Source organism: Perlucidibaca piscinae DSM 21586, assembly GCF_000420045.1.
In the GTDB taxonomy this organism is placed as follows: domain Bacteria; phylum Pseudomonadota; class Gammaproteobacteria; order Pseudomonadales; family Moraxellaceae; genus Perlucidibaca; species Perlucidibaca piscinae.
The window spans coordinates 512,519-536,914 of the sequence record NZ_ATUE01000006.1; the positions used below are offsets into that span (position 1 = coordinate 512,519).

Genomic DNA, 24,396 nt, shown 5'->3' on the forward strand with positions numbered 1-24,396 from the left:
ACGCGATTACCAGCGCGGGCTGCTGGTGCCGCGCTGCCACCAGCGCATGACCAGGCGATCGATGCCGGCCTCGGCCACCAGACCGAGACGCTGCCCCAGCGTCTTGCGCACGCTCCAGCGCAGCGCGAACAGATCGGCATCGCTGGCACGCGCACGCAGGTAGTCATCGCTGGTCCTGAGCTCGTCCACCAGCTTCAGGCTCACCGCCTGACTGCCATACCAGTGCTCACCCGTGCCCACCTGATCCAGGTTCACCTGCGGCCGCCATTCGCCAACGAAGGACTTGAACAGCGCGTGCGTCTCTTCAAGCTCGGACTGGAACTTGGCGCGCCCTTCGGGCGTGTTTTCACCAAGCACGGTCAGCGTGCGCTTGTACTGGCCGGCCGTGAGCACCTCGACATCCACGTCATGGCGCTTGAGCAGCCGGTGGATGTTGGGAACCTGGGCCACGACACCGATGGAGCCGATGATGGCAAACGGCGCCGCCAGCAGCTGCGAGCCTATGCAGGCCATCAGGTAGCCGCCGCTGGCCGCCACCTTGTCGACACAGATCGTGAGCCTGAGCCCGGCACTGCGGATGCGCGCCAGTTGCGAAGCCGCCAGACCGTAGCCATGCACCAGTCCGCCGGGGCTTTCAAGCAGCAGCACGACCTCGTCATGTTCGGCGTCGGCCACCGCCAGCAGTGCCGAGATCTCGTGGCGCAGCTGGTTGACGGCAGAGGCGGCCAGATCGCCATGAAAGTTCAGCACGAACACGCGCGGTCGCGTGCGTCCCTCGGCGAGATCCTGCTTTGCCTTCTTCGCTTCCGCCTTGCGCTCGCGACGCGCCTGCTTCCAGCGACGCTCGTCCCAGATCAGCTCGCGCAAGCCGTCCGCTTCCTGCTGGTAGCGCTCGTTGAGCGCATCCACCGAGAGATGCCCCTGCTCCTGCGCGCTGTCGCCTTCGCGTCTGACGCGTGCCGCCACCAGGATGACGACAAGCACCAGTACGGCCGCCGTGATGCTCTTGGCCAGAAAAAGCCCGTATTCCGCCAGCCACTCAACCATGAACTGTCCTTCGCTCCTGCACAAACTGGTCAATGAGCGCGCGCGCGATGCTGCCCGGAGGCGGTATCAGCGGCAGGCGCGTGTAATGAAAGAAATCCGCCTCGGCAATCTCGTCATCCTGCAGACGCAGTTCGCCACCCGCATAGCGGGCATGAAAGCCCAGCATCAGATTGCTGGGAAAGGGCCACGACTGGCTGCCGAAATAGCGCAGATCGCTGATCTCGACACCGACCTCCTCGCGTACCTCGCGCACCAGCGTGGCCTCGGCGGTCTCGCCGACCTCCATGAAACCGGCCAGGGTGCTGAACATGCCGTTGGTGAAGCGATGGGCACGTGCCAGCAGCAGGTCGTCACCGCGCGTGACAAGGCCGATGACACAGGGATTGATGCGCGGATAGACGCTGAGGCCGCAGCTGACACATACCCGTGCCCGCTCGCCCTGGGGGTGTCCGCCAGTGGGCGTTCCGCAACGACCGCAGAACCGGTGCGTGTCCGCCCAGGCGAGAATCTGCGCGCCCCGCCCCGCCACGGCGAACCAGTCATCATCGACCTGGCCAAGCAGTCGACGCAGATCAACCCAGATCCAGTCGTCCGCTTGCACCGCGCTGGCTGCCACGGCCACGACATGCACCAGCACCGCCTGCCAGACACCAACGACATGCAGCGCGGCATCCGCCGGCAACCACCAGCGCAACTCGTCCCAGGTCGGGCAGCGCTGCGGGTCATCACGGTGCACAAGCACCCGGTTGTCGCTGAACGCCAGCATCAGGGCATCGCCACTCGGTCGCCCTGCCGGCAGGATGTTCAGGGTCTGGAAACGCTCAGTCATGGATATCCCGGAACAGGCAGCGGCCGCCAGCGGACTTGTCGAGAATCTGCAGGCGGGCCTCGTGCGCCGCCAGCTCCTCGTCGGCAACCCCGTAACCGGGCAGCGCCGGCCGGTTGGCGGGAAGCCGGCGAATGCCCTGGCCGGCGGAACCGCCAGCGCCGTCAGCGTCCTCGTCATGACCCAGCGACAGACCGACCTGCCCCCCCGTCATGGCCAGGTAGACATCCGCCAGGATCTCGGCGTCAAGCAAGGCGCCATGGTAGGTACGGTCACGGTTGTCGGCAAAATAGCGCCGCGCAAGCGCATCGAGATTGTTCTTCTGGCCGGGATGCTTGCTGCGTGCCATCTGCAGCGTATCGAGCACGCTGCACAGCTCGGTCACGGCCGGACGCCCCAGCAATGACAGCTCGTGATTGATGAAGCCGATGTCGAAGGCCGCGTTGTGGATGACCAGCTCGGCGCCACTGACGAAGGCCAGGAAGTCATCGACGATCTCGGCAAAGCGCGGCTTGTCACGCACGAACTCGTTGCTGATGCCGTGCACCGCCATGGCGCCGGCATCGATCTCGCGATCCGGATTCAGGTAATGATGAAAGCTGCGTCGGGTCAGGCGACGGTTGACCAGTTCCAGGCAGCCGATCTCGATGAGTCTGTGCCCCAGCGCCGGATCCAGGCCGGTGGTTTCGGTGTCAAGAATGATCTGTCTCATGCGCGCTTCTGCTGCTTCAGTGCGTTGTCGATGGCCTCGTTGGCAAGCCGGTCGACGGCTTCGTTGCCAGGATCTCCGGCATGCCCCTTGACCCAGCGCCAATCGATCTGATGTGGCGCGGCGGCAGCCAGCAGGGACTGCCAGAGGTCGGCATTCTTGACCGGCTGCTTGGCGGCCGTCTTCCAGCCACGGGTCTGCCAGCCCGGAAGCCATTCGGTCATGCCCTTGCGAAGGTACTCCGAATCGGTCCACAGCACGATGCGGCAGGGCTGCTTGAGCGCCTGCAGCGCCGACAGCGCGGCCTGCAGCTCCATGCGGTTGTTGGTGGTATGGGCCTCGTAGCCGGAGATCGCCTTCTGGTGCGGCCCCTTGGCCAGCAGCGCGCCCCAGCCGCCCGGGCCGGGATTGCCGCGGCAGGCGCCATCGGTATAAATGACTACATCGGGCGTCATGCCATGTCCTTGCGTGTTGAGTTGGGTGTGCTGGCCTGCGGCAGCCATTGCGGCGACCAGGCATCGCGTGCAGGCACGGTGCGCCGGCCGGAGCGCAGCGGAGCCAGCGTGTTCTTCTGCCAGAGCTGAACCGACCAGTGTGCCGTCACCGGCAGCAGACGTTGCCAGGACGCCGACCAGTGCCGACCCCAGCGCGGCGGTAGCCAGGTCAGCCGGCGACTGTCACCCCAGGTTGCCTGGCGAAGCTGCAGAGACTGCTCCGCCAGCCAGGGCATGGCGATGCGGCACCAGGCATCCAAGGGATCACCATGCACCGCCACCAGAAGGCGAGCATCCGGTCCCAGTGCCAGACAGGCCTGGGCCAGCATCTCGGGCAGCATGGCGTCGTGGGCTGCTGCCACCTGCCAGGCCACGGCATCCAGGCTGCCCGGCTGCAGCGGCCAGTGCGCCAGGCTGGCAAGACAGCGCGAGCCACCCTCCACAGACGCGGCATCCGCAGGCACGACATCCGGCAGTTCAGCCAGCAGGGTGTGCCACCAGCGTATGCCACTGCCGGCCAGTGACAAGCCGCCAGCATCCGCCGCCAGCGCCAGGCCATGCAGCCCGTGCAGCTGCTGCAATCCCTGCTGCCACGGCGCCTGCAGGCGTGCCAGCAGCAGCTGCCGGCTTTCTGGCGGCTGCGGGCTGCGAAGCGATGCCGTATGGTGTAGGTTCATGTGCGCAATAGTGAACGAGCAGACTGCGGATGTCATCCAAACCTCAGGTCAGGGCGCTGCCCGCCTTCAGTGACAACTACATCTGGATGCTGAGCACGGATCAGGGGCATTGGCTGGTCGATCCGGGCCAGGCCGAGCCCGCCCTGCAAGCGCTGGCGCAGAGCACGCTGCCGTTGCTGGGCATCCTGATCACGCATGGTCATGCCGATCATGTGCTTGGCATCGCCGACATTGTCGCCGCCCACCCCTGCCCGGTATACGGTCCGGCTGACACGGTGGCAGCGGTTAGCCGGCCCTGGTGTCTCGACCGCGAGATGCAGCACGACCTGCCCGGGCTGGGTCGCCTGATCACGCACCCGGCACCGGCACACAAGCGCGATCACGTGCTCATTTACCTGCCCGACCACGGCATGCTGTTCTGCGGCGACACCCTGTTCAGCATCGGGTGCGGCCGCCTCATGGAAGGAACTCCAGAGGAGCTGGCCGATGCACTGGGCTGGATTGCCGCCCTGCCAGGCGACACCCGTGTCTATCCGGCGCATGAATACACCCTGGCCAATCTGCGTTTCGCGCGCCTGTTCCAGCCCGATGACGCGGCGCTTGCCGCCCATGAGACCTGGTGTCGGCAACAGCGTGATGCGCTGCTGCCTACCCTGCCCACGGCGGTTGCCCGCGAGCGTGCACTGAACCCCTATTTTCAGGTGCATGATGCCCGTTTCCAGGCACGCGCGCGTCAAATCACCGGCGACGCCTGTGTCGACGGCCTCGGCACACTGGCGGCGATACGCCGCTTCAAGGACGGTTACACCGGCTAGTCTGCTGACAAGACAAGGACTTGGCTGACAAACGTGGGTTGCCATATCACATTCTTCCTGCATAGAATGAAATTTGGCGCATTTTTTGTATTCCTTTACTGACTGCACTGGAATCGGCACCCAAGCCGCGGACCCGTATTCATGACCCCATTTTCCCGTTTTTGCAGACGTTCAGGTTCGGCGCATCCACTGTCAGCCCTGCCGCTGACCGTGCTGGCCTGCCTGATCGGCACGCTTGCCTGGCCGACGCTTGCCGTCGCCGACACCTCCATCATCGATCCGGACCCTGCCCTGCAGCTGCCGGATGATCTCGCCGACATCCGTGCCCTGGCCCAGGAACAGATCAGCGCAAGCGCGTCTGACAACCTCGTCAACCGGCTGCGCCAGGGCTTTGTCATGCCCACGCGCAGTGACAACCCGCGCGTGGCCCGTCATCACCAATGGCTGGGCAGCAAGCAGGCCTATCTCGACACCCTGATGCTGCGTGCGTCACGCTATCTGCATCTCACCGTGTCGGAAGCCGAGCGCCGCCAGCTGCCCACCGAGCTGGCCCTGCTGCCGGTGATCGAAAGCTCCTACAACCCCATGGCGGTGTCACGCTCCGGTGCCGCCGGGCTCTGGCAGTTCATTCCCGATACAGGCCGCCTGTTCGGCCTGCGCCAGACTGCGCTGTATGACGGCCGCCGTGATCCGGTCGAAGCCACCCGTGCCGCCTACGACTACCTGAGCCAGCTCTACGCCACCTTTGGTGACTGGGAGCTGGTGCTGGCCGCCTACAACGCCGGCCCCGGCACCGTGTCGCGCGCCATGAAGCGCAATGCCGCTGCCGGTCTGCCCACCGACTACTGGTCGTTGCCGTTGCCCGAGGAAACGCAGAACTACGTGCCCCGCTTCCTGGCTGTGGCCGCACTCTTCCGCGAGCCCGAGCGCATGGGCCTGTCTCTGCGCCCGATCGCCAACCGTCCGCACTTCCGCACCGTGCGCACCAGCGGCCCGGTGACACTGGCAGCCGCTGCCGAGGCCGCCGGCGTGTCCGTGCAGACCTTGCGCGAGCTCAACCCGGGCCTCAGCCGCGAACAGATGGACCCGAAAGGCCCCTATCATGTGCATGTGCCGGCCAGTCTCGATGTCGCCGGTGAAAACCGCATTGCCCAGCTGACACCGATGATTCCGGGCTACTTCAGCGTCGATCGCCGCCTGGCCAGCCTGGCCGATCCGGCACCCGTCGCCGCGGCACTGCCCGTCGTCATGCGCCAGGAAACTCCGGGCCGCCATCGCGTGCAGGCCAAGGAAACCTGGTATGCCATTGCCCGCACCTACAACGTACCGCCAGCCGTGCTCACTGCCGCCAACCAGAGCAGTCTGAAGACACCGCTCGAGGTCGGTCGCGAACTGGTCATCCCGAACACCGGCAGCACCCCGGCCGCTACGTCCGGTGCGCGCATCATCACCGTGGCCAGCCAGAACACGGCGGCAAATGCCCAGGACAGCCGCATCGAGATCATTCGTCGCGTGCTGCCGGGCGAGACGCTGGAGTCCATCCGTCGTCAGTACCAAGTCACGCTGGCCGAACTGCGCGCGTGGAACGGCGATCTGCAATCGCTGACCGCCGGACAGACCCTGATCCTGCGCCTGCTGCCGGATGCCGCCCTGCCACGTTCCTTGTGATTGCGGAACATGGGCATGACAACCGTGAGGTCCTGGCTCGCCGTCGTGGTTCTGCTGCTGGCCCAGCCTGTGCAGGCAGCGGGCGAGCAACCCCGGCACATCAGCCATCATGCGCTCAGCCTGCATGGCAGCCCGGCCCTGCCTGCCGGCTTCAGGCACTTTCCCTACGCCAACCCGCAGGCCCCGAAAGGTGGCCTGCTGCGACTTGATGCGCTCGGCACCTTCGACAGCCTGAACCCGTTCATCAACCGCGGCGTCGCTGCCGATGGCCTCAGCCGCATCTACGACACCCTGACGGTGAGCTCGGAAGACGAGCCCTACTCGCGCTACGGCCTGCTTGCCGAGCGCATCGAGGAAGACCCGCAGGATGGCAGCTGGATCATCTATCACCTGCGCCCGCAGGCACGCTTCCACGACGGCAGAGCGGTCACCTCGCGCGACGTGGTGTTCAGCTTCGAGACCATCCAGCGCGTCGGCTCGCCCGCCTACAAGGCCTATTTCGCCGGTGTCGCCCGTGTCGAGGCGCTGACTCCGCACAGCGTGAAATTCCATTTCCGCCAGCGCGACAACCGCGAGCTGGCCCTGATCGTCGGCGAGCTGGCCATCCTGCCCGCGCATTACTGGCGCACGCGAAACTTCGACAGCACCAGCCTGGAACCGCCCCTGGGCAGCGGCCCTTACCGCATCAGCAAGGTCGATCCCGGTCGCGGCATCCACTACGAGCGCGTGCCGGACTACTGGGGCCGTGACCTGCCGGTGAATCGCGGCCTGCACAACTTCGACCGCATCCAGTACCGCTACTACCGTGACGGCAGCATCGCCTTCGAGGGCTTCAAGGCCGGCCAGTACGACATACGCCACGAGAACAAGGCCAAGACCTGGGCCACCGAGTACAACTTCCCGGCCGTGCAGAAAGGCCAGGTGCTGCGCATCGAGCAGCGTCACCAGCGCCCTGCCCCGGCCCAGGGCTTCTTCTTCAATACCCGCCGCAAGCCGCTGGATGATCGCCGCGTTCGCGAGGCGCTGGCCCAAGGTTTCGATTTCGAATGGGCCAATCCGCGCCTGTTCTACAACGCCTACGCACGTACCCGCAGCTATTACGACAACTCCGAGCTGGCCGCGCAGGGCCTGCCCGGCCAGGCCGAGCTGCGCATTCTCTCGCCCTGGCGCACGCAGCTGCCCGCCACCGTGTTCGGACCCGCCGTGCTGCCCCCGGTGAGCCAGGGTGACGGCTACAACCGCCGCAACCTGCTCAAGGCCCAGACCCTGCTTCAGCAGGCCGGCTGGCGCTATCGCGACGGCGCCTTGCGCAATGCCGCCGGGCAGCCGCTGGTCCTGGAAATGCTGCTGGTGCAGCCCGAGTTCGAGCGCATCGTGCAACCGTTGCGCAGGCAGCTGGCTCGCCTGGGCGTGACCCTGAACATCCGCATCCTCGATGCCGCCCAGTACGTGGAGCGACTGCGCCAGTTCGACTTCGACCTCACCGTCAGCGGCGTGCCGGCCTCGATCTCGCCCGGCAACGAGCTCTGGAACTACTGGAGCAGCGATGCCGCCAGAACACCGGGCAGCCAGAACCTCACCGGTCTGCAGTCCCCCGTGGTGGATGCCCTGATCGCCGGCATCACCCAGGCCAGAAGCCGGGCCGACCTGGTTGACCAGGTGCGCAGCCTGGATAGGGTACTGCGCGCCGAATGGCTGATGATTCCCAATTACCACACACCCTTCTTCCGCATTGCCGCCTGGGACCGCTTCCAGCGCCCGGCCCTGACACCACGCTACGGTGACGGCCTGGACAGCTGGTGGTTCGATGCCGCCAAGGCGCGACGTCTGGATGCCGCGACCGGGAAGCCCTGATGCTGAACTACATCATTCGTCGTCTGCTGCTGATGATCCCGACCCTGTTCGGGCTGCTGCTGATCAACTTCCTGATCATCCAGGCCGCGCCCGGCGGCCCGGTCGAGCGCACCCTGGCGCAGCTGCAGGGCCACGGCGGTGGTGCCATGGCCGCGGGCGGCGACGTGGTCAGCCAGAGCAGCGGCCCGGGCGGCTACCGCGGCAGCCAGGGCATCGATGCCAGCCTGATCGCCGAGATCGAGAAGCAGTACGGCTTTGACAAGCCGGCCAGCGAGCGTTTCTGGCAGATGATCAGCCAGTTCGCGCAACTGGATCTGGGCCAGAGCTTCTATCGCGACATTGACGTCTTCGACCTGATCATCGAGAAGCTGCCGGTATCGCTGTCGCTGGGCCTGTGGAGCACGCTGCTCATCTACCTGATCGCGATTCCGCTGGGCATACGCAAGGCGCGCTACCCGGGCAGCCGCTTCGACGTCTGGACCAGCGGCGTCATCATCGTTGCCTACGCGATCCCCGGCTTCCTGTTCGCCATCCTGCTCATCATCCTGTTCGCCGGCGGCAGCTACTGGCAGATCCTGCCCATGCAGGGACTGGTGTCCGACCACTTCGATACCCTCGACGCCTGGGGCAAGGTCAAGGACTACGCGGCACACCTGGTGATGCCGACGATCTGCCTGACCCTGGGCGGGCTGGCCACGCTGACCCTGTTCACCCGCAACAGCTTCCTCGAGGAGCTCGGCAAGCAGTACGTGCTGACCGCGCGCGCCAAGGGTGCCAGCGAGCGTCGCGTGCTGCTCGGGCACGTGTTCCGCAATGCCATGCTGATCCTCATCGCGGGCCTGCCGGCGACACTGTTCGGCATCCTCTTCACCGGCACCTTCCTGATCGAGATCATCTTCAACCTCGATGGCCTCGGCCTGCTCAGCTACGAGTCGGTGATCAACCGCGACTATCCGGTGATCTTCGGCACGCTGTTCCTGTTCACCCTGCTGAGCCTGCTGCTTCGCCTCATCGGCGACCTCTGCTATCGCCTTGTCGATCCGCGCATCGACTTCGCCAGGGCCGCGACATGACGATGCCGACCTTCTCACCGCTGACACGTCGCCGCTTCGCGCAGTTCCGCGCCAACCGCCGTGCCTGGTGGTCACTGTGGCTGTTCGCCGTGCTGGTGGTCATCACCCTGGGCGCCGACCTGATTGCCAACGACAAGCCCCTGCTGGTGCGCTACCAGGGCGAGCTCATCCTGCCCCTGCTGGAAGAGGTGCCGGAAACCCGCTTCGGCGGCGAGTTCGACACCGCCACCGTGTACCGCGACCCGGCGGTGCAGGCGCTGATCGAGGCCGAGGGCTGGATGCTGTGGCCGATGATCCGCTTCCATGCCGAAACCATCCACCTGGAGCGCAGCGAACCGGCGCCGTCACCGCCCTCGGCGGACAACTGGCTGGGCACCGATGACCAGGGCCGCGACGTGCTGGCACGGCTGATCTACGGCATCCGCACCTCGCTCGCCTTCGCCACCCTGCTGACACTGGCGACGGTGATCCTCGGCGTCGGCACCGGGGCCCTGCAGGGCTATCTTGGCGGCTGGGTCGATCTCGCCGGCCAGCGCTTCATCGAGATCTGGTCGGGCCTGCCGGTGCTGTTCATGCTCATCATCCTGTCCAGCCTGGTGACACCGAACTTCTGGTGGCTGCTGGCGTTGCTGGCCTTGTTCAGCTGGACCGATCTGAGCGGGCTGGTGCGCGCCGAGTTCCTGCGCACGCGTCAGCTCGACTACGTGCGCGCCGCCCGTGCCCTGGGCGTGCGTCCGATGGTGCTGGTCTGGCGCCATGTGCTGCCCAACGCCATGGTTGCCACCGTCACCCTGCTGCCGTTCATCTTCACCGGCGCCATCGGCATGCTGACCTCGCTGGATTTCCTCGGCTTCGGCCTGCCGCCGGGCTCGGCCTCGCTGGGCGAGCTCATCGCCCAGGGCAAGAACAACCTGCAGGCGCCCTGGCTGGGCCTCACCGCCTTCTTCAGCCTGTCCCTGCTGCTCACCCTGCTGGTCTTCATCGGAGAAGGACTGCGCGATGCCTTCGACCCCCGCCATGTCGAATAAGCCGTCGGCACTGCTCAGCATCGACGGACTTGCCATCCGCAGCCGCGATGGCGCGGCACTGGTGCATGACCTGTCGCTGACCCTGTCCAGCGGCGAATGGCTGACACTGGTCGGCGAGTCCGGATCCGGCAAGTCGCTGACCGCGCTGTCCTGCCTGGACCTGTTGCCGCGCTCGCTGCACGCGGACGGTGACATTCGCTGGCAGGGCCAGCTGCTGCGTGAGATGAATGCCACGCGCCGGCAGCGTCTGCGCGGCGGCGACATCGGCATGGTGTTCCAGGAGCCGCTGACCGCGCTCAACCCCCTGCACCGCATCGGTCGTCAGCTGGTCGAGGCCATCCAGCTGCATCAACCGGTATCGCATGCACTTGCCGAAAGACAGGCCGTGCAGCTGCTGCGCGAAGTCGGTATCAGAGACCCGCAGCGGCGACTGCGCGCCTGGCCGCACGAGCTCTCGGGCGGTCAGCGCCAGCGCGTGGTGATCGCCATGGCACTGGCCAACCAGCCGCGCCTGCTGATTGCCGACGAGCCCACCACGGCGCTCGATGCCATCCTGCAGATCCAGATCCTTGATCTGATCAAGACGCTGCAGAAGCGTCGCGGCCTTGCCGTGCTGCACATCAGCCATGACCTGCCGCAGGTACGGCGCTATGCCGACCGCGTCATGGTGCTGCGCGCTGGCACCGTGGTCGAGTCAGGAGCCACCGCCGAGGTCTTTGAACACCCGTGCCATGACTACACGCGCACCCTGCTGGCGCCATTCGCGACCACGCCGCCGGATGCCGCCAGCGAAGGCCCGCCCCTGCTCACCGTGAGCCGTCTTGATGTGCGCTTCCCGCGCAAGACCACCTGGTGGGGCCGGGTCAGCGAATGGCAGGACGCCGTCAGCCAGGTCGGCCTGACCCTGCGTGCCGGCGAAGCACTTGGCATCGTCGGCGAGTCCGGCTCCGGAAAATCCAGCCTGGCCAACGCGCTCATGCGGCTGACCCAGGCCTCCGGCTCGGTGCGCTTTCGCGACCTTGACTGGCTGAGCTTGCAGGGCGAACCCCTGCGCCAGCAGCGCAAGCATCTGCAGATGGTGTTCCAGGACCCTTACAGCAGCCTCAGCCCGCGCCTGACCGTGGCCGACATCATCGCCGAAGGTCTGCTCGCGCATCAGCACGGCATGACGGCCGCCGAACGGGATGCCGCGGTCGTGGCAGCCCTCAACGAAGTTCAGATCGATGCATCCGCCAGGCACCGCTACCCGCATGAGTTCTCCGGCGGACAGCGCCAGCGCATTGCCCTCGCACGCGCCCTGATCCTGAAGCCCTCGCTGCTGGTGCTGGACGAGCCGACCTCGGCCCTGGACAGACGCACGCAAGGCGACATCATCGCCCTGCTCAACCAGATCCGCGCCCGTTCCGGCCTCAGCTACCTTCTCATCAGCCATGATCTCGATGTCATACGCGCTGTCTGCCAGCGCGTGCTGGTGCTGCACCAGGGACGCATCGTCGAGCAGGCCGCCACGGCCCAGCTTTTCGCCAGACCGCAGCACGCCTATACCCGTGCCCTGCTTTCCGCTCGCCGGGACTGACACTTTGCCGTCCGGGCATGGCAGGCCCTCCTCGCCTGACGAGGTTTCGTCCTATACTCGGGCCTGCTGTCGCCGGACTGGCGACCACCACACCCCCACCAGAACTGTTCCAGAAAGGAGTCCGACATGGGCATGATGACCGGCAAACGCGTGCTGATCGTGGGCATCGCCAGCAAGCTGTCGATCGCATATGGCATTGCGCAGGCCATGCATCGTGAAGGCGCCGAACTTGCATTCACCTACCAGAACGAGAAGCTGCGCAAGCGTGTCGGGGAGTTCGCTGCCCAGTTCGACTCCACCCTCACCTTCCCCTGTGATGTCGCCTCCGACGACGAAATCCGCCAGGTCTTCGTCGATCTCGGCCGGCACTGGGACGGTCTCGACGTGCTGGTGCACTCGGTGGGCTATGCGCCGGGCCATGAGCTGGAAGGCAACTACGTCGACGTGACCACCCGCGAGGGCTTCCGCATTGCCCACGACATCAGCTCGTTCAGCTTCGGCGCCCTCGCCCAGGCTGCCAAGCCGCTGATGCTGGGCCGTAACGGCAGCCTCCTGACCCTGACCTACCTGGGTGCCGAGCGCGTGGTGCCGAACTACAACGTCATGGGCCTGGCCAAGGCCTCGCTGGAAGCCAACGTGCGCTATCTGTCGGCCAGCCTCGGCCCCGAGGGCGTCCGGGTCAACGGCATCTCCGCGGGCCCGATCCGTACCCTCGCTGCCAGCGGCATCAAGGACTTCCGCAAGATGCTGTCCTACAACGAGGCAGCAACGCCGCTGCGCCGCAACGTCACCATCGAGGAAGTCGGCAATGCCGCCGCCTTCCTGTGCTCGGACCTGGCGTCGGGCATCTCCGGCGAGATTCTCTACGTGGACGGCGGCTTCAACACCGTGGCCATGCCGGACCTGAACGCACTCAGTCAGTAAACACCGGCTGCCGGCAAACGCTGGCGTGACGACGAAAAAAAACCGTGCCAGGCACGGTTTTTTTTCATTCCGGTCACGCCTGCGGCGCACCCGGAAGCCTCACTGCGGAAACGCTTACTGCTCAGCAGATACGGCGGTTTTCTCGACATCGGCCTCGGCACGCAGCCATGCCAGCATGTCCTGCAGCTCCTGCTGGCCACGATTCTCGGCCACCATGGACTGCGTGCTGAGACGCTCGTTGCCGGCAAAGACGGCACCCGGCTTGACGGCAGTGACCGCCACCACGGCAGCACCACCCGCGCCCAGGCCGACCACGGTCGCCTGCGGCTTGCCATTGACCGGATGCGGCGCCCGGAAGATGTCACGCAGCAGCTCCTGCGACGGCATCTCGGTACGACGCGTGATGCCGGCCTGCGCAGCCACGCGCAGCCCCTGCGCTGCTGCCGCCGCTGCCAGACCGTCCTTGCCGGCAGTCTTGACCATGCTCTCGGCAAGCTTGCGGGCCTCAGCCACGGCCTTGTCCTGCTTGAGCTTGCCGGTGATGACCTCGGTGACTTCCGCCAGCGGCACGCGACGTTCCTTCTCATGCTTCGCCACGCGCAACCACACCGTGCTGCCATCCGCGAGCGTGATGCCACCGGAGTTCTTGCCCTCGAGCAGCACATCATCACTGAAGGCAGCCTCGATCACCTTGCGCTCTCCGGCAAGTCCGTCGCTGCCCTGACGCGTGAACAGCGGCGTGGTCTGGATGGCTGCGCCGGCACTGGCTGCCGGCTCCTGCAGATCAGCTGCCTCGTAGACCAGGGCATCGACCTTTTCCACGGCCTGACCGTAGAGCTCGTCAGCACGCGCCTGGCGCACCTCGTTCTCGAGCTCGCCACGCAGGCTGGCCAGGCTGGGGGCGGCAGAGGCACGAATGTCGGTGAGCTTGATCAGGTGATAGCCGAACGGTGTCTTGATGACCGGCGACACATCGCCAGCCTGCTTGAGCGCAAACAGGGCCTGCTCGAACTCCGGCACGAACATGCCCTTGCCGGCATAGCCGAGGTCACCACCCGTGGCGGCGGAGCCCGGATCCTGCGAGTTGGCCTTGGCCAGCGCGGCAAAGTCGGCACCCTCGGCCACCTGCCTGGCCAGTGCATCGGCCTTGGCCTTGGCCTGGGCATCACTGACCTTGTCGCTGACCGTGATCAGGATGTGCGAGGCCTGACGCTCCTCACCCGCTGCCAGCGCCTTCAGGCGCTCCTCGTAACGCGCCTTGATCGCGTCCTCGGTGACTGCCGATGCCGCCTCCTTGACGAAGCGATCACGAGCCAGCTGGATGTAGGCCACGCTGACCTGTTCCGGCAAGGTGAAGCGGCGAGCCTCCTTGCGGTAATAGGCATCGATCTCGGCCGGCGTCACGGCAACCGTGGCGAGGAAACGCTCGGCTGGCACCACCACGTACTCGACATCACGTTGCTGGTTGTCGAGACGCGCCAGCATGTCGAGCTCGGCAGACGTGATGAACGCGCTTTGCAGCCAGCCTCCAACGCGCTGGGCGGCGAGGATTTCCTGACGCGCACGCTCCGGGAAGGTGCTCGGGCTTTCGCCGATCTGCGACAGCACCTGGGCATAGCGCTCGGGCGAGAACTTGCCATCGGCCTGGAAGGTCGGGGTGTCGCGGATCAGCTTCTGCAGCGTCTGTTCGGACACCCGGTAGCCTGCTCCCTCGGCAGAACCCAGCAGCAGCTCGCGCTCGATCAGGTTGTCGAGCACGCGGTTGCGCAACTCGGCCTGCTGCTCGGGCGTCAGCGTGGCGCCCTCGCCCATGCGCGCCAGCAGCTGCTGACGCTGATTGTCCACGGCGCGGTCCAGCAGCGACTTGGAGATCGCGGTGCCATTGACCGAGGCCACCTCGGGATCACCGCTGCTGCCGAAGTAGGACTCCAGACCGACAAACACGAAGGGAATCGCCAGCAGCGCCAGCAACGTCTTTCCCAACCAACCACGCACCATCTCACGAAACGCTTGCATAAACCCTTTCAACCACTGTTCATGAACCGGAGGACGCCCTGTCCGCCGAAAAAAAAGCGCGCCGGGATGGGCGCGCTTTCTGAATGCCTCACATCATCCAACGGCTGACGCCATCAGCTGTTGACGGCATCCTTCAGGCCCTTGCCAGCCTTGAAGGACGGCGTCTTCGACGCCTTGATCTTGATTTCCTTGCCGGTCTGCGGATTGCGGCCGGTACGGGCAGCGCGTTCCTTGACAGCGAAGGTGCCGAAGCCGACCAGGGTCACTGCATCGCCACCCTTGAGGGCGCCGGTGATTGCGGCCACGGCAGCATCCAGCGCACGGCCGGCATCTGCCTTGGTCAGGTTGGCAGATTCGGCAATGGCGTCGATGAGTTCAGACTTGTTCACAGTAGTCCCCTATGGATATTCGTGTTGTTAGGTGTTGTTCTTTGTCGACGAACACGCCGTCGCCGAGGTGAACCGATTTATAAATCGCCCTCTCGCGAAGGGTCAAGCAAAAGTCGGACATTTGGCCTCATAAGGTGAAAAAAGTGGCAACGAGCCCCGTCAGTGATGGCTCGTGCTCGGCAGTTCACGCTTTTCCACGCGGGCCAGACCCTCGGCATAGGCCTCCTCGCTGAGCGCCTGCGGCGCGCGCGTCAGGGCAATGGCCAGGACCTCGTCAATCCATTTCACCGTGCGGATGTCCAGCGACGCCTTGACGTTGTCGGGGATCTCCTTGAGGTCACGGGCGTTCTCCTCGGGAATGAGCACGATGCGCACGCCTCCGCGATGCGCCGCCAGCAGCTTCTCCTTGAGACCGCCGATGGGCAGCACCTGACCGCGCAAGGTGATCTCGCCGGTCATGGCGACATCGGCACGCACCGGAATGCCGGTCAGCACCGAGGCCAGCGCCGTGCACATGCCGATGCCGGCACTGGGGCCGTCCTTGGGCGTGGCGCCCTCGGGCATGTGGATGTGCAGGTCGCGCTTCTCCCAGGTGTCCGGCGCCAGTCCCAGTGTCTGCGAACGCGAACGCACCACCGTCATGGCGGCACGGATGGACTCCTGCATGACGTCGCCCAGCGAGCCGGTCATCACCGTGGCGCCCTTGCCCGGCACCGAGATGGCCTCGATGGTGAGCAGCTCGCCACCCACCGAGGTCCAGGCCAGACCGGTGACCTGACCCACCTGATCCTCGGCCTCGGCCTTGCCAAAGCTGTGCTTGCGCACGCCCAGATAGTTCTCGAGGTTGTCGCTGTCGATGGTCAACGCACCGGCACGCGTGCCCATGACCACTTCCTTGACCACCTTGCGGCAGGCCTTGGCAATCTCGCGATCAAGACCGCGCACACCGGCCTCGCGGGTGTAGTAGCGCACGATGTCACGGCAAGCCGCTTCGGTCAGCGTCAGCTCGTCAGCTTTCAGGCCGCTGGCTTCAAGCTGCTTGGGAATCAGGTACTGACGCGCGATGGCGACCTTCTCGTCCTCGGTGTAGCCGGGCAGACGGATGATCTCCATGCGGTCCAGCAACGGCGCCGGAATGTCCATGGAGTTGGCGGTGCACAGGAACATCACTTCCGACAGGTCGTAGTCGACCTCCAGGTAGTGGTCGTTGAAGGCCTTGTTCTGTTCCGGATCCAGCACCTCGAGCAGTGCCGACGACGGGTCGCCGCGCATGTCCGAGGCCATCTTGTCGATTTCGTCGAGCAGGAACAACGGGTTGCGCACGCCGACCTTGGACAGCTTCTGGATCAGCTTGCCGGGCATGGAGCCGATGTAGGTGCGGCGATGACCGCGAATCTCGGCCTCGTCACGCACGCCGCCGAGCGCCATGCGCACGAACTGGCGGTTGGTGGCCTTGGCAATCGACTGCCCCAGCGAGGTCTTGCCGACACCGGGCGGGCCGACCAGGCAGAGCACGGCACCGTTGAGCTTCTTCACGCGCGACTGCACGGCAAGGTATTCAAGAATGCGGTCCTTGACCTCATCCAGTCCGAAGTGGTCGGCATCGAGGATCTCGCGCGCCTTCTTCAGATCGATGCGCACGCGGCTGCGCTTCTTCCAGGGCACGCCCAGCATCCAGTCGATGTAGCTGCGCACCACCGTGGCCTCGGCCGACATCGGCGACATCTGGCGCAGCTTGCGCAGTTCGGCCTCGAGCTTCTTGCGCGCCTCGACCGGCAGGCCGGCCTCGGCCATGCGCTGCTCGATCTCGGACAGCTCGTTTTCCTCGCCGTCGCCGAGATCGCCGAGCTCCTTCTGGATCGCCTTCATCTGCTCGTTCAGGTAGTACTCGCGCTGGCTGCGCTCCATCTGCTTCTTGACGCGCCCGCGGATGCGCTTCTCGACCTTGAGGATGTCGATCTCCGACTCCATCAGCGCCATCAGGTGCTCGATGCGGGCCTGGATCGGCAGCACGTCGAGAATGGCCTGCTTTTCCTCCAGGCGCAGCGACAGGTGCGCGGCAATGGTGTCGGCCAGTCGGAACGGATCCTCGATGCCGGACACCGAGGTCAGCACCTCGTTGGCCACCTTCTTGGACAGCTTCACGTACTGGTCGAACTGGTTCAGCAGCGTACGTGCCAGCACCTCGGCCTCGGCCTTGCTGAGCTGCTCGAGCGGGATCTCCGCGACCACGGCACTCAGATACGGCCCGGCCTCCTGCACCTCGCTGAGCGAAACACGGCGCAGCCCCTCGACCAGCACCTTGACCGTGCCATCGGGCAGACGCAGCAACTGCAGCACCTGCGCCACCGTGCCGATCTGGTAGAGACCGTCCTGGCGCGGGTCGTCCTCGGCGGCATCGCGCTGCGACACCAGGAAAATCAGCTTGTCACTGGCCATGGCCTGGTCCAGCGCGGCAATCGAGCGTTCGCGGCCGACAAAGAGCGGAATCACCATGTGCGGATAAATGACGACATCACGCAACGGCAACAGCGGAAGTTGAAGGGTGTCGGTCATGATGATGCTCCGGGGATCAAGGCGACGATCCAGACGTGATGATTATCATGTTGTGGGGGAGCGTCTGCAGGAATACAAGCACTGACAGACGAGATTGCTCGAAAAGGCAACAAAAAAGGGGCCTGAGCCCCTTTTCCGTCATCTCCGGCAAACCGGCATCACTCCGGCATGGCGCGCGCGGTTTCCGGGTTGTCGTAGACCAGCAGCGGCTCGCTTTCGCCCAGTACCACCTTCTCGTCAACCACCACCTTGCTGACGCCTTCCAGCGACGGCAGCTCGTACATGGTGCCGAGCAGAATGCCTTCGAGAATGGAACGCAGGCCGCGGGCGCCGGTCTTGCGCTCGAGCGCCTTGGCGGCAACCGATCTCAGCGCTTCGGGACGGAACTCCAGGGTGGCGCCTTCCATCTCGAAGAGCTTGCCGTACTGCTTGGTGAGCGCGTTCTTGGGCTCGGTGAGAATCTGCACCAGGGCCGCCTCGTTGAGCTCGGTCAAGGTCGCGATCACCGGCAGACGGCCGACAAACTCGGGGATGAGGCCGAACTTGACCAGATCCTCGGGCTGCACGGTCTGGAACAGCTCGCCCGTGCTCGGTGTCTTGTCCTTGCTCTTCACGGCGGCATTGAAGCCGATGCCACCCGGCTCGGAACGCTGCTGGATGACCTTGTCGAGGCCGGCAAAGGCGCCACCGACGATGAACAGGATGTTCGAGGTGTCGACCTGCAGGAACTCCTGCTGCGGGTGCTTGCGGCCACCCTGCGGCGGCACGCTGGCGACCGTGCCCTCGATGAGCTTGAGCAGCGCCTGCTGCACGCCCTCACCGGAGACATCGCGGGTGATCGACGGGTTGTCGCTCTTGCGCGAGATCTTGTCGATCTCGTCGATGTAGACGATGCCGGTCTGCGCCTTCTCGACGTCGTAGTCGCACTTCTGCAGCAGCTTCTGGATGATGTTCTCAACATCCTCGCCGACGTAGCCGGCTTCCGTCAGCGTGGTCGCGTCGGCGATGGTGAACGGCACGTTGAGCAGACGCGCCAGCGTCTCGGCCAGCAGCGTCTTGCCCGAACCGGTGGGGCCGATGAGCAGGATGTTGCTCTTGGAGAGCTCGACATCGGCACCCTGACGGCCGCCCTGGGCCTTCTTCATGCCGGCGCGCAGGCGCTTGTAATGGTTGTACACGGCCACCGCGAGCACGCGCTTGGCCTGGTCCTGGCCGATGACGTAGTCATCGAGCGTGGACTTCAGTTCGCGCGGCGTCGGCAGGCGATCGGCCGACTTGTCGTCGACCTTGTCCTGCACTTCCTCGCGGATGATGTCGTTGCAGAGATCAACGCACTCGTCGCAGATGTAAACCGACGGGCCCGCAATGAGCTTGCGAACCTCGTGCTGACTCTTGCCGCAGAAGGAGCAGAACAGCAGCTTGCTGTCTCCGCCCCGCTTTTCTTCCGTCATGTTCTTGTTCTCGTGCCTTGAGGGGCGTCACGGACGCTGGGTCAGAACCTGGTCAATGAGACCGTAGGCCTGCGCATCCTGCGCGGTGAGGAAGTTGTCACGATCCGTATCACGCTCGATGCGCTCGATGGGCTGACCGGTATGGTCGGCGAGGAGCTGATTGAGCAGTGCCTTGATCTTGAGAATTTCCTGGGCGTGGATGGCGATGTCCGAGGCCTGGCCCTGGAAGCCGCCCAGCGGCTGGTGAATCATCACGCGCGAATTGGGCAGGCAGTAGCGCTTGCCCTTGGCGCCGGCCGACAGCAGGAAGGCGCCCATGGACGCCGCCTGGCCGATGCAGATCGTGGACACGTCCGGCTTGATGAAGCGCATGGTGTCGTAGATCGCCAGACCGGCCGTGACCGAACCGCCCGGGGAATTGATGTAGATGTGGATGTCCTTGTCCGGATTCACCGACTCGAGGAACAGCAGCTGCGCCACCACCAGGTTAGCCATGTGGTCCTCGACCGGACCGACCAGGAAAATGACGCGCTCCTGCAGGAGACGGGAATAGATGTCGAACGCACGTTCGCCACGCGCGGACTGCTCGACGACCATGGGCACCAGACCCAGATTTTGCGGGTCGAAGGAAGCAGCGGAAGGCGTAGCCGGGAAATCAAACTTCATGGGACATCCTGCCAGTCAACACCGGCATGGCCGGTGATAGGAACATTAACCAACAGCTGTCGTGAAACTGCCACGCCCAGCCGATAGATGACAGGGAGTGTCAGCGCGATTGCCGTGCGCGGTCAAGGCCACGCACGGCTCTCGAGGGGCTTATTGACGCGCGGAACGCACCACGTCGAGGTAGCGGGCAGCCTGATCGACCACTTTTGCAGCAGCCAGCACGGCATCGACGACCTGGTCTTCGAGCACCATGGCCTCGACCTGGGCGAGCTGGTCACGGTTGCCGTAGTAGTAGTTCACCACTTCTTCCGGGGTCTCGTAGGACTCGGCGACTTCGCTGATGACGGCCTTGACGCGGTCGGCATCGACGCTCAGGTTCTGGTCCTTGATGATCTGGCTGATCAGCAGGCCCAGGCTCACCGAACGCGACGCCTGTTCAGCGAAGAGCTCGTCCGGCAGCATCTTCGGGTCCAGCTTGGCGCCACCGCCGAACTGCTGGAACATGGCCTGACGCTGACGATTGATCTCGTTGGCGACCAGCGCCTTGGGCACGGCAACCTCATGGCTGGCCAGCAGACCGTCCATGACCTGGGCCTTGACCTTGTTCTTCACGGCCTGCTTGAGCTCGCGCGTCATGTTCTTGCGCACGTCCTCGCGGAACTTCTCCAGACCGCCTTCGGTGACACCGAACGCCTTCAGGAACTCGGCGTCCACGTCCGGCAGCTGCTGCTTCTGCACCGCGTGGCAGGTGATCTTGAAGACGGCGGCCTTGTCGCGCAGGTGCTCGGCCTGGTAATCGCTCGGGAAGGTCACGTTGATGTCCTTCTCTTCACCCGCCTTCATGCCGACGATGCCGGTCTCGAAGCCGGGAATCATGCGGCCGGAGCCCAGCACCAGCTCGGTGCCCTTGGCGCTGCCGCCGTCAAAGGCTTCGCCATCGATGCTGCCGGCGAAGTCGATGGTGACCTTGTCACCATCAGCGGCCGCGTCAGCGCTTGCGCTGAAGGTGGCGCGCTGCTTGCGCAGGCTTTCGATCATCTCGTCGATGTCGGCATCGGTGATCTCGACCACCGGACGCTCGACGCTGATGTCAGCGAAGCTGGCCAGCTGGATCTCCGGGTAGACCTCGACCAGCGCGGTGAAGCTCAGGTCTTCGCCGGCCTTGTCGCTGACTTCCTCGATGCTCGGGAAACCGGCCGGGTTCAGGCTCTGCTGGGTCACGGCCTCGTAGAAGCTGTCACGGATGATCTCGCCCAGGGCTTCCTGGCGGATGGACTCGCCGAAGCGCTTCTGCACCAGCGACAGCGGCACCTTGCCGGGACGGAAGCCGTCCATGCGAACAGTGCGGGCAGCCTTGGCGACACGCGCGCTGACGTCCTGATCAATCTTGGCGGCCGGAACCACAACCTTGACGCGACGCTCCAGCGTGGAGACGGTTTCAACGGTGACTTGCATGACAACCTCAACGGCTTTGGTGGAGTCCCTCGGGACTGCAGAGAAAAGTGGCTTCCGGCAGGAAAAACAGTGCTCGTGCCGGTAGCGGCAGCGATCCGTCCGGAAAGCAAGGCACAGGATTATAGAGAAAGCCGGAGAGAATGAAAGGCCGCCGGAAAACCGGCGCAGAAAAGAAAAAGGCGCCTGACGGCGCCTTTCGTGCTCTGCGCTGCAGAGCGGTAGTTGGTGGGTCGTGAAGGATTCGAACCTTCGACCAATGGATTAAGAGTCCACTGCTCTACCAACTGAGCTAACGACCCGATTTCTTCATGCTTCCGGCTTGCGCCGCCCTGCCTGAAGGAGGGGTGATGGGGTGGCCGATGGGACTCGAACCCACGACAGCCGGAATCACAATCCGGGACTCTACCAACTGAGCTACGGCCACCACAACTATGCCATGAGGGATGGCGCGCCCGGCAGGGCTCGAACCTGCGACCCTCGGCTTAGAAGGCCGATGCTCTATCCAGCTGAGCTACGAGCGCATTTAACGCTGTTTCTGCCTGGGATCGGTGGTCGGGGTAGAGGGATTCGAACCCCCGACATCCTGCTCCCAAAGCAGGCGCGCTACCGGACTGCGCTATACCCCGAATTCTGCAGATCAACTGCCGAATCGGCTTTCCTCATCGCGGGGCGGATATTACGGAGGAGGCAGAAAGGCGTCAACAGGATAATTGAACATGCCCGCGCGAATGTCGAAAGTTTCGGCATTGTCATGATCCGCAGCCGGGACTGACAGCTGCAGCCGGGCATGCGAAAATGCGCGCCATTCCCGCCTGCCCGCCCCCGGAGTCCGCATGACCGCCCTGCTGCTTGATGGCAAAGCCCTGTCCCTGAAGATTGAAGCCGACCTCGCCACACGCGTGGCCGTCATCACGGAGAAAAGCGGTCGCACGCCCATCCTCGCGACCATCCTAGTCGGTGACGATCCCGCCTCGGCAACCTATGTCACCATGAAGGGCAAGGCCTGCCAGCGCACGGGCATGGACTCGATCCGTCTCGAACTGCCCGCCTCGACCACGACCGAGCAGCTGCTCGCCGAGATCGGCAAGCTCAATGCCAACCCGGATGTGCACGGCATTCTTCTGCAGCACCCGGTGCCGGCGCAGATCGACGAACGCGCCTGCTTCGATGCCATCGCGCTGGAAAAGGATGTGGACGGCGTTACCTGCCTGGGCTTCGGCCGCATGAGCATGGGCGAGCGCGCCTACGGCTCGGCCACGCCGGCCGGCATCATGACCCTGCTGCGCAGCTACGGTGTCGAACTGGCCGGCAAGCACGCCGTGGTGGTCGGGCGCAGCGCCATCCTCGGCAAGCCCATGGCACTGATGCTGCTGGCTGCCGACTGCACGGTGACCATCTGTCATTCGAAGACACGCAATCTGCCGGAACTGGTGAAGCAAGCGGATATCGTGGTTGGCGCGGTAGGACGCCCGGAGTTCATCCAGGCCGACTGGATCAAGGATGGCGCCGTGGTGGTCGATGCCGGCTATCACCCGGGCGGCGTCGGCGACATCCAGCTCAAGCCGCTGACCGATCGCGTCAGCGCGTGGACGCCGGTGCCTGGCGGTGTCGGTCCGATGACCATCGCCACCCTGATGGCACAGACCGTGGAAGCCGCCGAACGCCAGCTGGGCTGATCGGTCCTGCGGTTCCCGTCGACTGCATGGTTGGCGGAAAGGGGGTGGGGTTCGTTGAAAACCGTCGCACGCCATGGATGGCGTGCGCGAGCCCCCAGGGACGGGTTCACGGCGTGTTTTCCGCGCTCCCCGCCCCCTCTGCGGATTTCACTTAGTGCTCGTTGCGCCCAGGCCGACTGACCAGCACCTTGTCAATCCGCATGCCGTCCATGTCGACGATCTCCATGCGCAGGCTCTGCCAGCTCATCACCTCGCCCGTGCGCGGGATGCTGCCAAGCTCGAACAGGATCAGGCCGGCCAGGGTCTGGAAGTCGCGGCTGGCCTCGAGGTCTTCGCACTCGAGCGGGAACAGGTCGCGGAAGCGCTCGATGGATAAGGCGCCGTCGAGCAGCCAGGAGCCGTCCTCGCGATGCACCACGTCGGGATCGTTGTCGCTGACATTGCCCGGCATCTCGCCGACCATGGCTTCCAGCACGTCGGTCAGGGTCACCAGGCCCTGCACTTCTCCGTACTCATCAACCACCAGCGCCAGGTGTTCGCGGCGCTCGCGGAACAGGTCGAGCAAGGCCAGCGGTGACAGGCCGATGGGCGCGAACAGCACCGGCTTGAGCAACGCCTCGATGTCCCAGGCTTCGCCCAGCAGCTGGCGCTGCAGCAGGACCGGCAGTGACAGCACGCCGAGAATCTTGTCCTCGCTGCCACGACACACCGGCAGATAAGTGTACGGCGTGCCCGACAGCATGCTGCGCTGGGTCGCGATGTCCTCGTCAAGGTCCAGCCAGGCAATGTCAGGCCGCGTGGTCATGATCAGGCTGAGGTTCCAGTCGTCCATGCGGAAGACGTTGGCCACCAGTTCACGCTCGGCGTGTTCGAACACGCCCGCCTCGGCCCCTTCCGCCATCAGCACCTTGATCTCTTCCTCGGTGATGGGCGGCTCGTTGACGCGCTTGGCGCCCAGCAGGTCAAGCACGCGCTCGGTGGACCAGCTCAGGAAACGCACCACAGGATGGGTCAGCAGCAGAACCGCGCTCATCAGCGGCGCCACGATGGTGGCAATGCGCTCGGGGGACTGCATGCCCAGACGCTTGGGCACCAGCTCACCGATGATCAGCGAGAAATAGGTGATGCCGATGACCATGCAGGCAGTGGCCAGCGGCTTGGCATAGTCGGCAATCAGCGGCACGGACTGGAACACCGGAATCAGGCGCTCCGTGATGGCGCCCTCGCCCAGCGCACCGCTCATGACCCCGATGAGGGTGATGCCGATCTGCACGGTGGACAGGAAGAAGGTCGGGTTGTCCGCCAGCTTGAGGGCCGCCTTGGCGCCCTTGTGACCGTTTTCGGCGAGTTGCTGGAGGCGAATGCGTCGCGAGGACACGACAGAGATTTCTGACATGGCGAACACGCCATTGCAGGCAATCAGCAGGAGAATTAACAGTATGTCCATGGAGAGCGGCGGGAAGTGACCGGTAGCGTGGATCGCCGCGATCACATCA

At 64.9% G+C, this 24,396-nt stretch carries 20 protein-coding genes and 4 tRNA genes; 8 read left to right on the forward strand and 16 right to left on the reverse strand.

The genetic code is table 11. The annotated features are described in order from the left end of the window. Window positions 1–6 precede the first annotated feature (6 nt). The 5 genes from sohB to F595_RS0106505 are packed head-to-tail and all read right to left on the reverse strand — an operon-like array spanning window position 7 to window position 3,753. Window positions 7–1,047 (reverse strand): protease SohB, encoded by a 1,041-nt coding sequence (gene sohB / locus F595_RS0106485; RefSeq protein WP_022956062.1) that lies wholly within the window; start codon window positions 1,045–1,047, stop codon window positions 7–9. After that, window positions 1,040–1,876, reverse strand: a complete 837-nt coding sequence (gene nudC, locus F595_RS13120) for an NAD(+) diphosphatase (protein ID WP_022956063.1) — start codon at window positions 1,874–1,876, stop codon at window positions 1,040–1,042. The genes sohB and nudC overlap by 8 nt, the downstream gene beginning before the upstream one ends. Continuing rightward, window positions 1,869–2,585 carry a DNA polymerase III subunit epsilon gene (gene dnaQ / locus F595_RS0106495; protein ID WP_022956064.1) on the reverse strand — a complete coding sequence of 239 codons (717 nt, stop codon included), beginning with the start codon at window positions 2,583–2,585 and terminating at the stop codon, window positions 1,869–1,871. The genes nudC and dnaQ overlap by 8 nt, the downstream gene beginning before the upstream one ends. Further along, a complete protein-coding gene (gene rnhA / locus F595_RS0106500) occupies window positions 2,582–3,037 on the reverse strand; it encodes a ribonuclease HI (RefSeq protein WP_022956065.1) in 456 nt (151 codons plus the stop codon). The genes dnaQ and rnhA overlap by 4 nt, the downstream gene beginning before the upstream one ends. Then, window positions 3,034–3,753 carry a hypothetical protein gene (locus F595_RS0106505; RefSeq protein WP_022956066.1) on the reverse strand — a complete coding sequence of 240 codons (720 nt, stop codon included), beginning with the start codon at window positions 3,751–3,753 and terminating at the stop codon, window positions 3,034–3,036. Before F595_RS0106505 ends, rnhA begins: the two co-directional genes overlap by 4 nt. Window positions 3,754–3,782: 29 nt before the next feature. Here F595_RS0106505 and gloB point away from each other — a divergent pair, with 29 nt between their 5' ends. The 7 genes from gloB (at window position 3,783) to F595_RS0106540 (ending at window position 12,691) form a co-directional block, all read left to right on the forward strand. Next, the gene (gene gloB, locus F595_RS0106510) at window positions 3,783–4,568 is read left to right on the forward strand and encodes a hydroxyacylglutathione hydrolase (RefSeq protein ID WP_022956067.1); all 786 of its coding nucleotides are present in this window, start codon (window positions 3,783–3,785) and stop codon (window positions 4,566–4,568) included. A gap of 141 nt (window positions 4,569–4,709) precedes the next feature. Continuing rightward, window positions 4,710–6,236: a transglycosylase SLT domain-containing protein gene (locus F595_RS13125; protein ID WP_022956068.1), complete on the forward strand. Its 1,527-nt coding sequence runs from the start codon at window positions 4,710–4,712 to the stop codon at window positions 6,234–6,236. 15 nt (window positions 6,237–6,251) lie between these two features. Further along, entirely contained in the window at window positions 6,252–8,090 is a 1,839-nt protein-coding gene (locus F595_RS13130; RefSeq protein ID WP_169446968.1) for an extracellular solute-binding protein, read from the forward strand. After that, on the forward strand, window positions 8,090–9,163 hold the full coding sequence (gene yejB, locus F595_RS0106525; RefSeq protein ID WP_022956070.1) for a microcin C ABC transporter permease YejB: 1,074 nt from the start codon (window positions 8,090–8,092) through the stop codon (window positions 9,161–9,163). Before F595_RS13130 ends, yejB begins: the two co-directional genes overlap by 1 nt. 2 nt (window positions 9,164–9,165) lie before the next feature. After that, the gene (locus F595_RS0106530) at window positions 9,166–10,191 is read left to right on the forward strand and encodes an ABC transporter permease (RefSeq protein WP_022956071.1); all 1,026 of its coding nucleotides are present in this window, start codon (window positions 9,166–9,168) and stop codon (window positions 10,189–10,191) included. After that, entirely contained in the window at window positions 10,181–11,767 is a 1,587-nt protein-coding gene (locus F595_RS0106535) for an ABC transporter ATP-binding protein (protein WP_022956072.1), read from the forward strand. Before F595_RS0106530 ends, F595_RS0106535 begins: the two co-directional genes overlap by 11 nt. A gap of 126 nt (window positions 11,768–11,893) precedes the next feature. Further along, window positions 11,894–12,691: an enoyl-ACP reductase FabI gene (locus tag F595_RS0106540; protein WP_022956073.1), complete on the forward strand. Its 798-nt coding sequence runs from the start codon at window positions 11,894–11,896 to the stop codon at window positions 12,689–12,691. 114 nt (window positions 12,692–12,805) lie between these two features. Here the strand turns inward: F595_RS0106540 and F595_RS13135 are convergent, their stop codons facing one another. The 10 genes from F595_RS13135 to F595_RS0106590 all read right to left on the reverse strand — a co-directional run bounded on the left by F595_RS13135 (window position 12,806) and on the right by F595_RS0106590 (window position 21,850). After that, window positions 12,806–14,707: a SurA N-terminal domain-containing protein gene (locus tag F595_RS13135; RefSeq protein WP_022956074.1), complete on the reverse strand. Its 1,902-nt coding sequence runs from the start codon at window positions 14,705–14,707 to the stop codon at window positions 12,806–12,808. Window positions 14,708–14,820: 113 nt separating this feature from the next. After that, window positions 14,821–15,096, reverse strand: a complete 276-nt coding sequence (locus tag F595_RS0106550) for an HU family DNA-binding protein (protein ID WP_022956075.1) — start codon at window positions 15,094–15,096, stop codon at window positions 14,821–14,823. A 159-nt stretch (window positions 15,097–15,255) separates the two neighbouring features. Then, window positions 15,256–17,652 carry an endopeptidase La gene (lon, locus tag F595_RS0106555; RefSeq protein ID WP_022956076.1) on the reverse strand — a complete coding sequence of 799 codons (2,397 nt, stop codon included), beginning with the start codon at window positions 17,650–17,652 and terminating at the stop codon, window positions 15,256–15,258. Between the two features lie 158 nt (window positions 17,653–17,810). Next, the gene (gene clpX / locus F595_RS0106560; protein WP_022956077.1) at window positions 17,811–19,103 is read right to left on the reverse strand and encodes an ATP-dependent Clp protease ATP-binding subunit ClpX; all 1,293 of its coding nucleotides are present in this window, start codon (window positions 19,101–19,103) and stop codon (window positions 17,811–17,813) included. Window positions 19,104–19,130: 27 nt separating this feature from the next. Beyond that, window positions 19,131–19,769 (reverse strand): ATP-dependent Clp endopeptidase proteolytic subunit ClpP, encoded by a 639-nt coding sequence (clpP, locus tag F595_RS0106565; RefSeq protein ID WP_022956078.1) that lies wholly within the window; start codon window positions 19,767–19,769, stop codon window positions 19,131–19,133. Between the two features lie 150 nt (window positions 19,770–19,919). After that, window positions 19,920–21,224, reverse strand: a complete 1,305-nt coding sequence (gene tig, locus F595_RS0106570; RefSeq protein ID WP_022956079.1) for a trigger factor — start codon at window positions 21,222–21,224, stop codon at window positions 19,920–19,922. Window positions 21,225–21,447: 223 nt separating this feature from the next. Continuing rightward, window positions 21,448–21,523 (reverse strand) — tRNA-Lys (locus tag F595_RS0106575). Between the two features lie 49 nt (window positions 21,524–21,572). Next, window positions 21,573–21,648: transfer RNA gene (locus F595_RS0106580), tRNA-His, on the reverse strand. A 20-nt stretch (window positions 21,649–21,668) separates the two neighbouring features. After that, window positions 21,669–21,745 (reverse strand) — tRNA-Arg (locus F595_RS0106585). Window positions 21,746–21,773: 28 nt separating this feature from the next. Continuing rightward, window positions 21,774–21,850 (reverse strand) — tRNA-Pro (locus F595_RS0106590). A gap of 207 nt (window positions 21,851–22,057) precedes the next feature. Between F595_RS0106590 and folD the strand changes: the two genes are divergently transcribed. Next, on the forward strand, window positions 22,058–22,900 hold the full coding sequence (gene folD / locus F595_RS0106595; RefSeq protein WP_022956080.1) for a bifunctional methylenetetrahydrofolate dehydrogenase/methenyltetrahydrofolate cyclohydrolase FolD: 843 nt from the start codon (window positions 22,058–22,060) through the stop codon (window positions 22,898–22,900). Between the two features lie 151 nt (window positions 22,901–23,051). Here the strand turns inward: folD and F595_RS0106600 are convergent, their stop codons facing one another. Next, window positions 23,052–24,347: a hemolysin family protein gene (locus F595_RS0106600; protein WP_026913313.1), complete on the reverse strand. Its 1,296-nt coding sequence runs from the start codon at window positions 24,345–24,347 to the stop codon at window positions 23,052–23,054. Between the last annotated feature and the right edge of the window lie 49 nt (window positions 24,348–24,396).

Excerpts from the sequence above, each read along its gene's own strand:
- sohB (WP_022956062.1), bottom strand. The coding sequence starts at position 1,047 with ATGGTTGAGTGGCTGGCGGAATACGGGCTTTTTCTGGCCAAGAGCATC.
- nudC (WP_022956063.1), bottom strand. The coding sequence starts at position 1,876 with ATGACTGAGCGTTTCCAGACCCTGAACATCCTGCCGGCAGGGCGACCG.
- dnaQ (WP_022956064.1), bottom strand. The coding sequence starts at position 2,585 with ATGAGACAGATCATTCTTGACACCGAAACCACCGGCCTGGATCCGGCG.
- rnhA (WP_022956065.1), bottom strand. The coding sequence starts at position 3,037 with ATGACGCCCGATGTAGTCATTTATACCGATGGCGCCTGCCGCGGCAAT.
- F595_RS0106505 (WP_022956066.1), bottom strand. The coding sequence starts at position 3,753 with ATGAACCTACACCATACGGCATCGCTTCGCAGCCCGCAGCCGCCAGAA.
- gloB (WP_022956067.1), top strand. The coding sequence starts at position 3,783 with ATGTCATCCAAACCTCAGGTCAGGGCGCTGCCCGCCTTCAGTGACAAC.
- F595_RS13125 (WP_022956068.1), top strand. The coding sequence starts at position 4,710 with ATGACCCCATTTTCCCGTTTTTGCAGACGTTCAGGTTCGGCGCATCCA.
- F595_RS13130 (WP_169446968.1), top strand. The coding sequence starts at position 6,252 with ATGACAACCGTGAGGTCCTGGCTCGCCGTCGTGGTTCTGCTGCTGGCC.
- yejB (WP_022956070.1), top strand. The coding sequence starts at position 8,090 with ATGCTGAACTACATCATTCGTCGTCTGCTGCTGATGATCCCGACCCTG.
- F595_RS0106530 (WP_022956071.1), top strand. The coding sequence starts at position 9,166 with ATGCCGACCTTCTCACCGCTGACACGTCGCCGCTTCGCGCAGTTCCGC.
- F595_RS0106535 (WP_022956072.1), top strand. The coding sequence starts at position 10,181 with ATGTCGAATAAGCCGTCGGCACTGCTCAGCATCGACGGACTTGCCATC.
- F595_RS0106540 (WP_022956073.1), top strand. The coding sequence starts at position 11,894 with ATGGGCATGATGACCGGCAAACGCGTGCTGATCGTGGGCATCGCCAGC.
- F595_RS13135 (WP_022956074.1), bottom strand. The coding sequence starts at position 14,707 with ATGCAAGCGTTTCGTGAGATGGTGCGTGGTTGGTTGGGAAAGACGTTG.
- lon (WP_022956076.1), bottom strand. The coding sequence starts at position 17,652 with ATGACCGACACCCTTCAACTTCCGCTGTTGCCGTTGCGTGATGTCGTC.
- clpX (WP_022956077.1), bottom strand. The coding sequence starts at position 19,103 with ATGACGGAAGAAAAGCGGGGCGGAGACAGCAAGCTGCTGTTCTGCTCC.
- clpP (WP_022956078.1), bottom strand. The coding sequence starts at position 19,769 with ATGAAGTTTGATTTCCCGGCTACGCCTTCCGCTGCTTCCTTCGACCCG.
- tig (WP_022956079.1), bottom strand. The coding sequence starts at position 21,224 with ATGCAAGTCACCGTTGAAACCGTCTCCACGCTGGAGCGTCGCGTCAAG.
- folD (WP_022956080.1), top strand. The coding sequence starts at position 22,058 with ATGACCGCCCTGCTGCTTGATGGCAAAGCCCTGTCCCTGAAGATTGAA.
- F595_RS0106600 (WP_026913313.1), bottom strand. The coding sequence starts at position 24,347 with ATGGACATACTGTTAATTCTCCTGCTGATTGCCTGCAATGGCGTGTTC.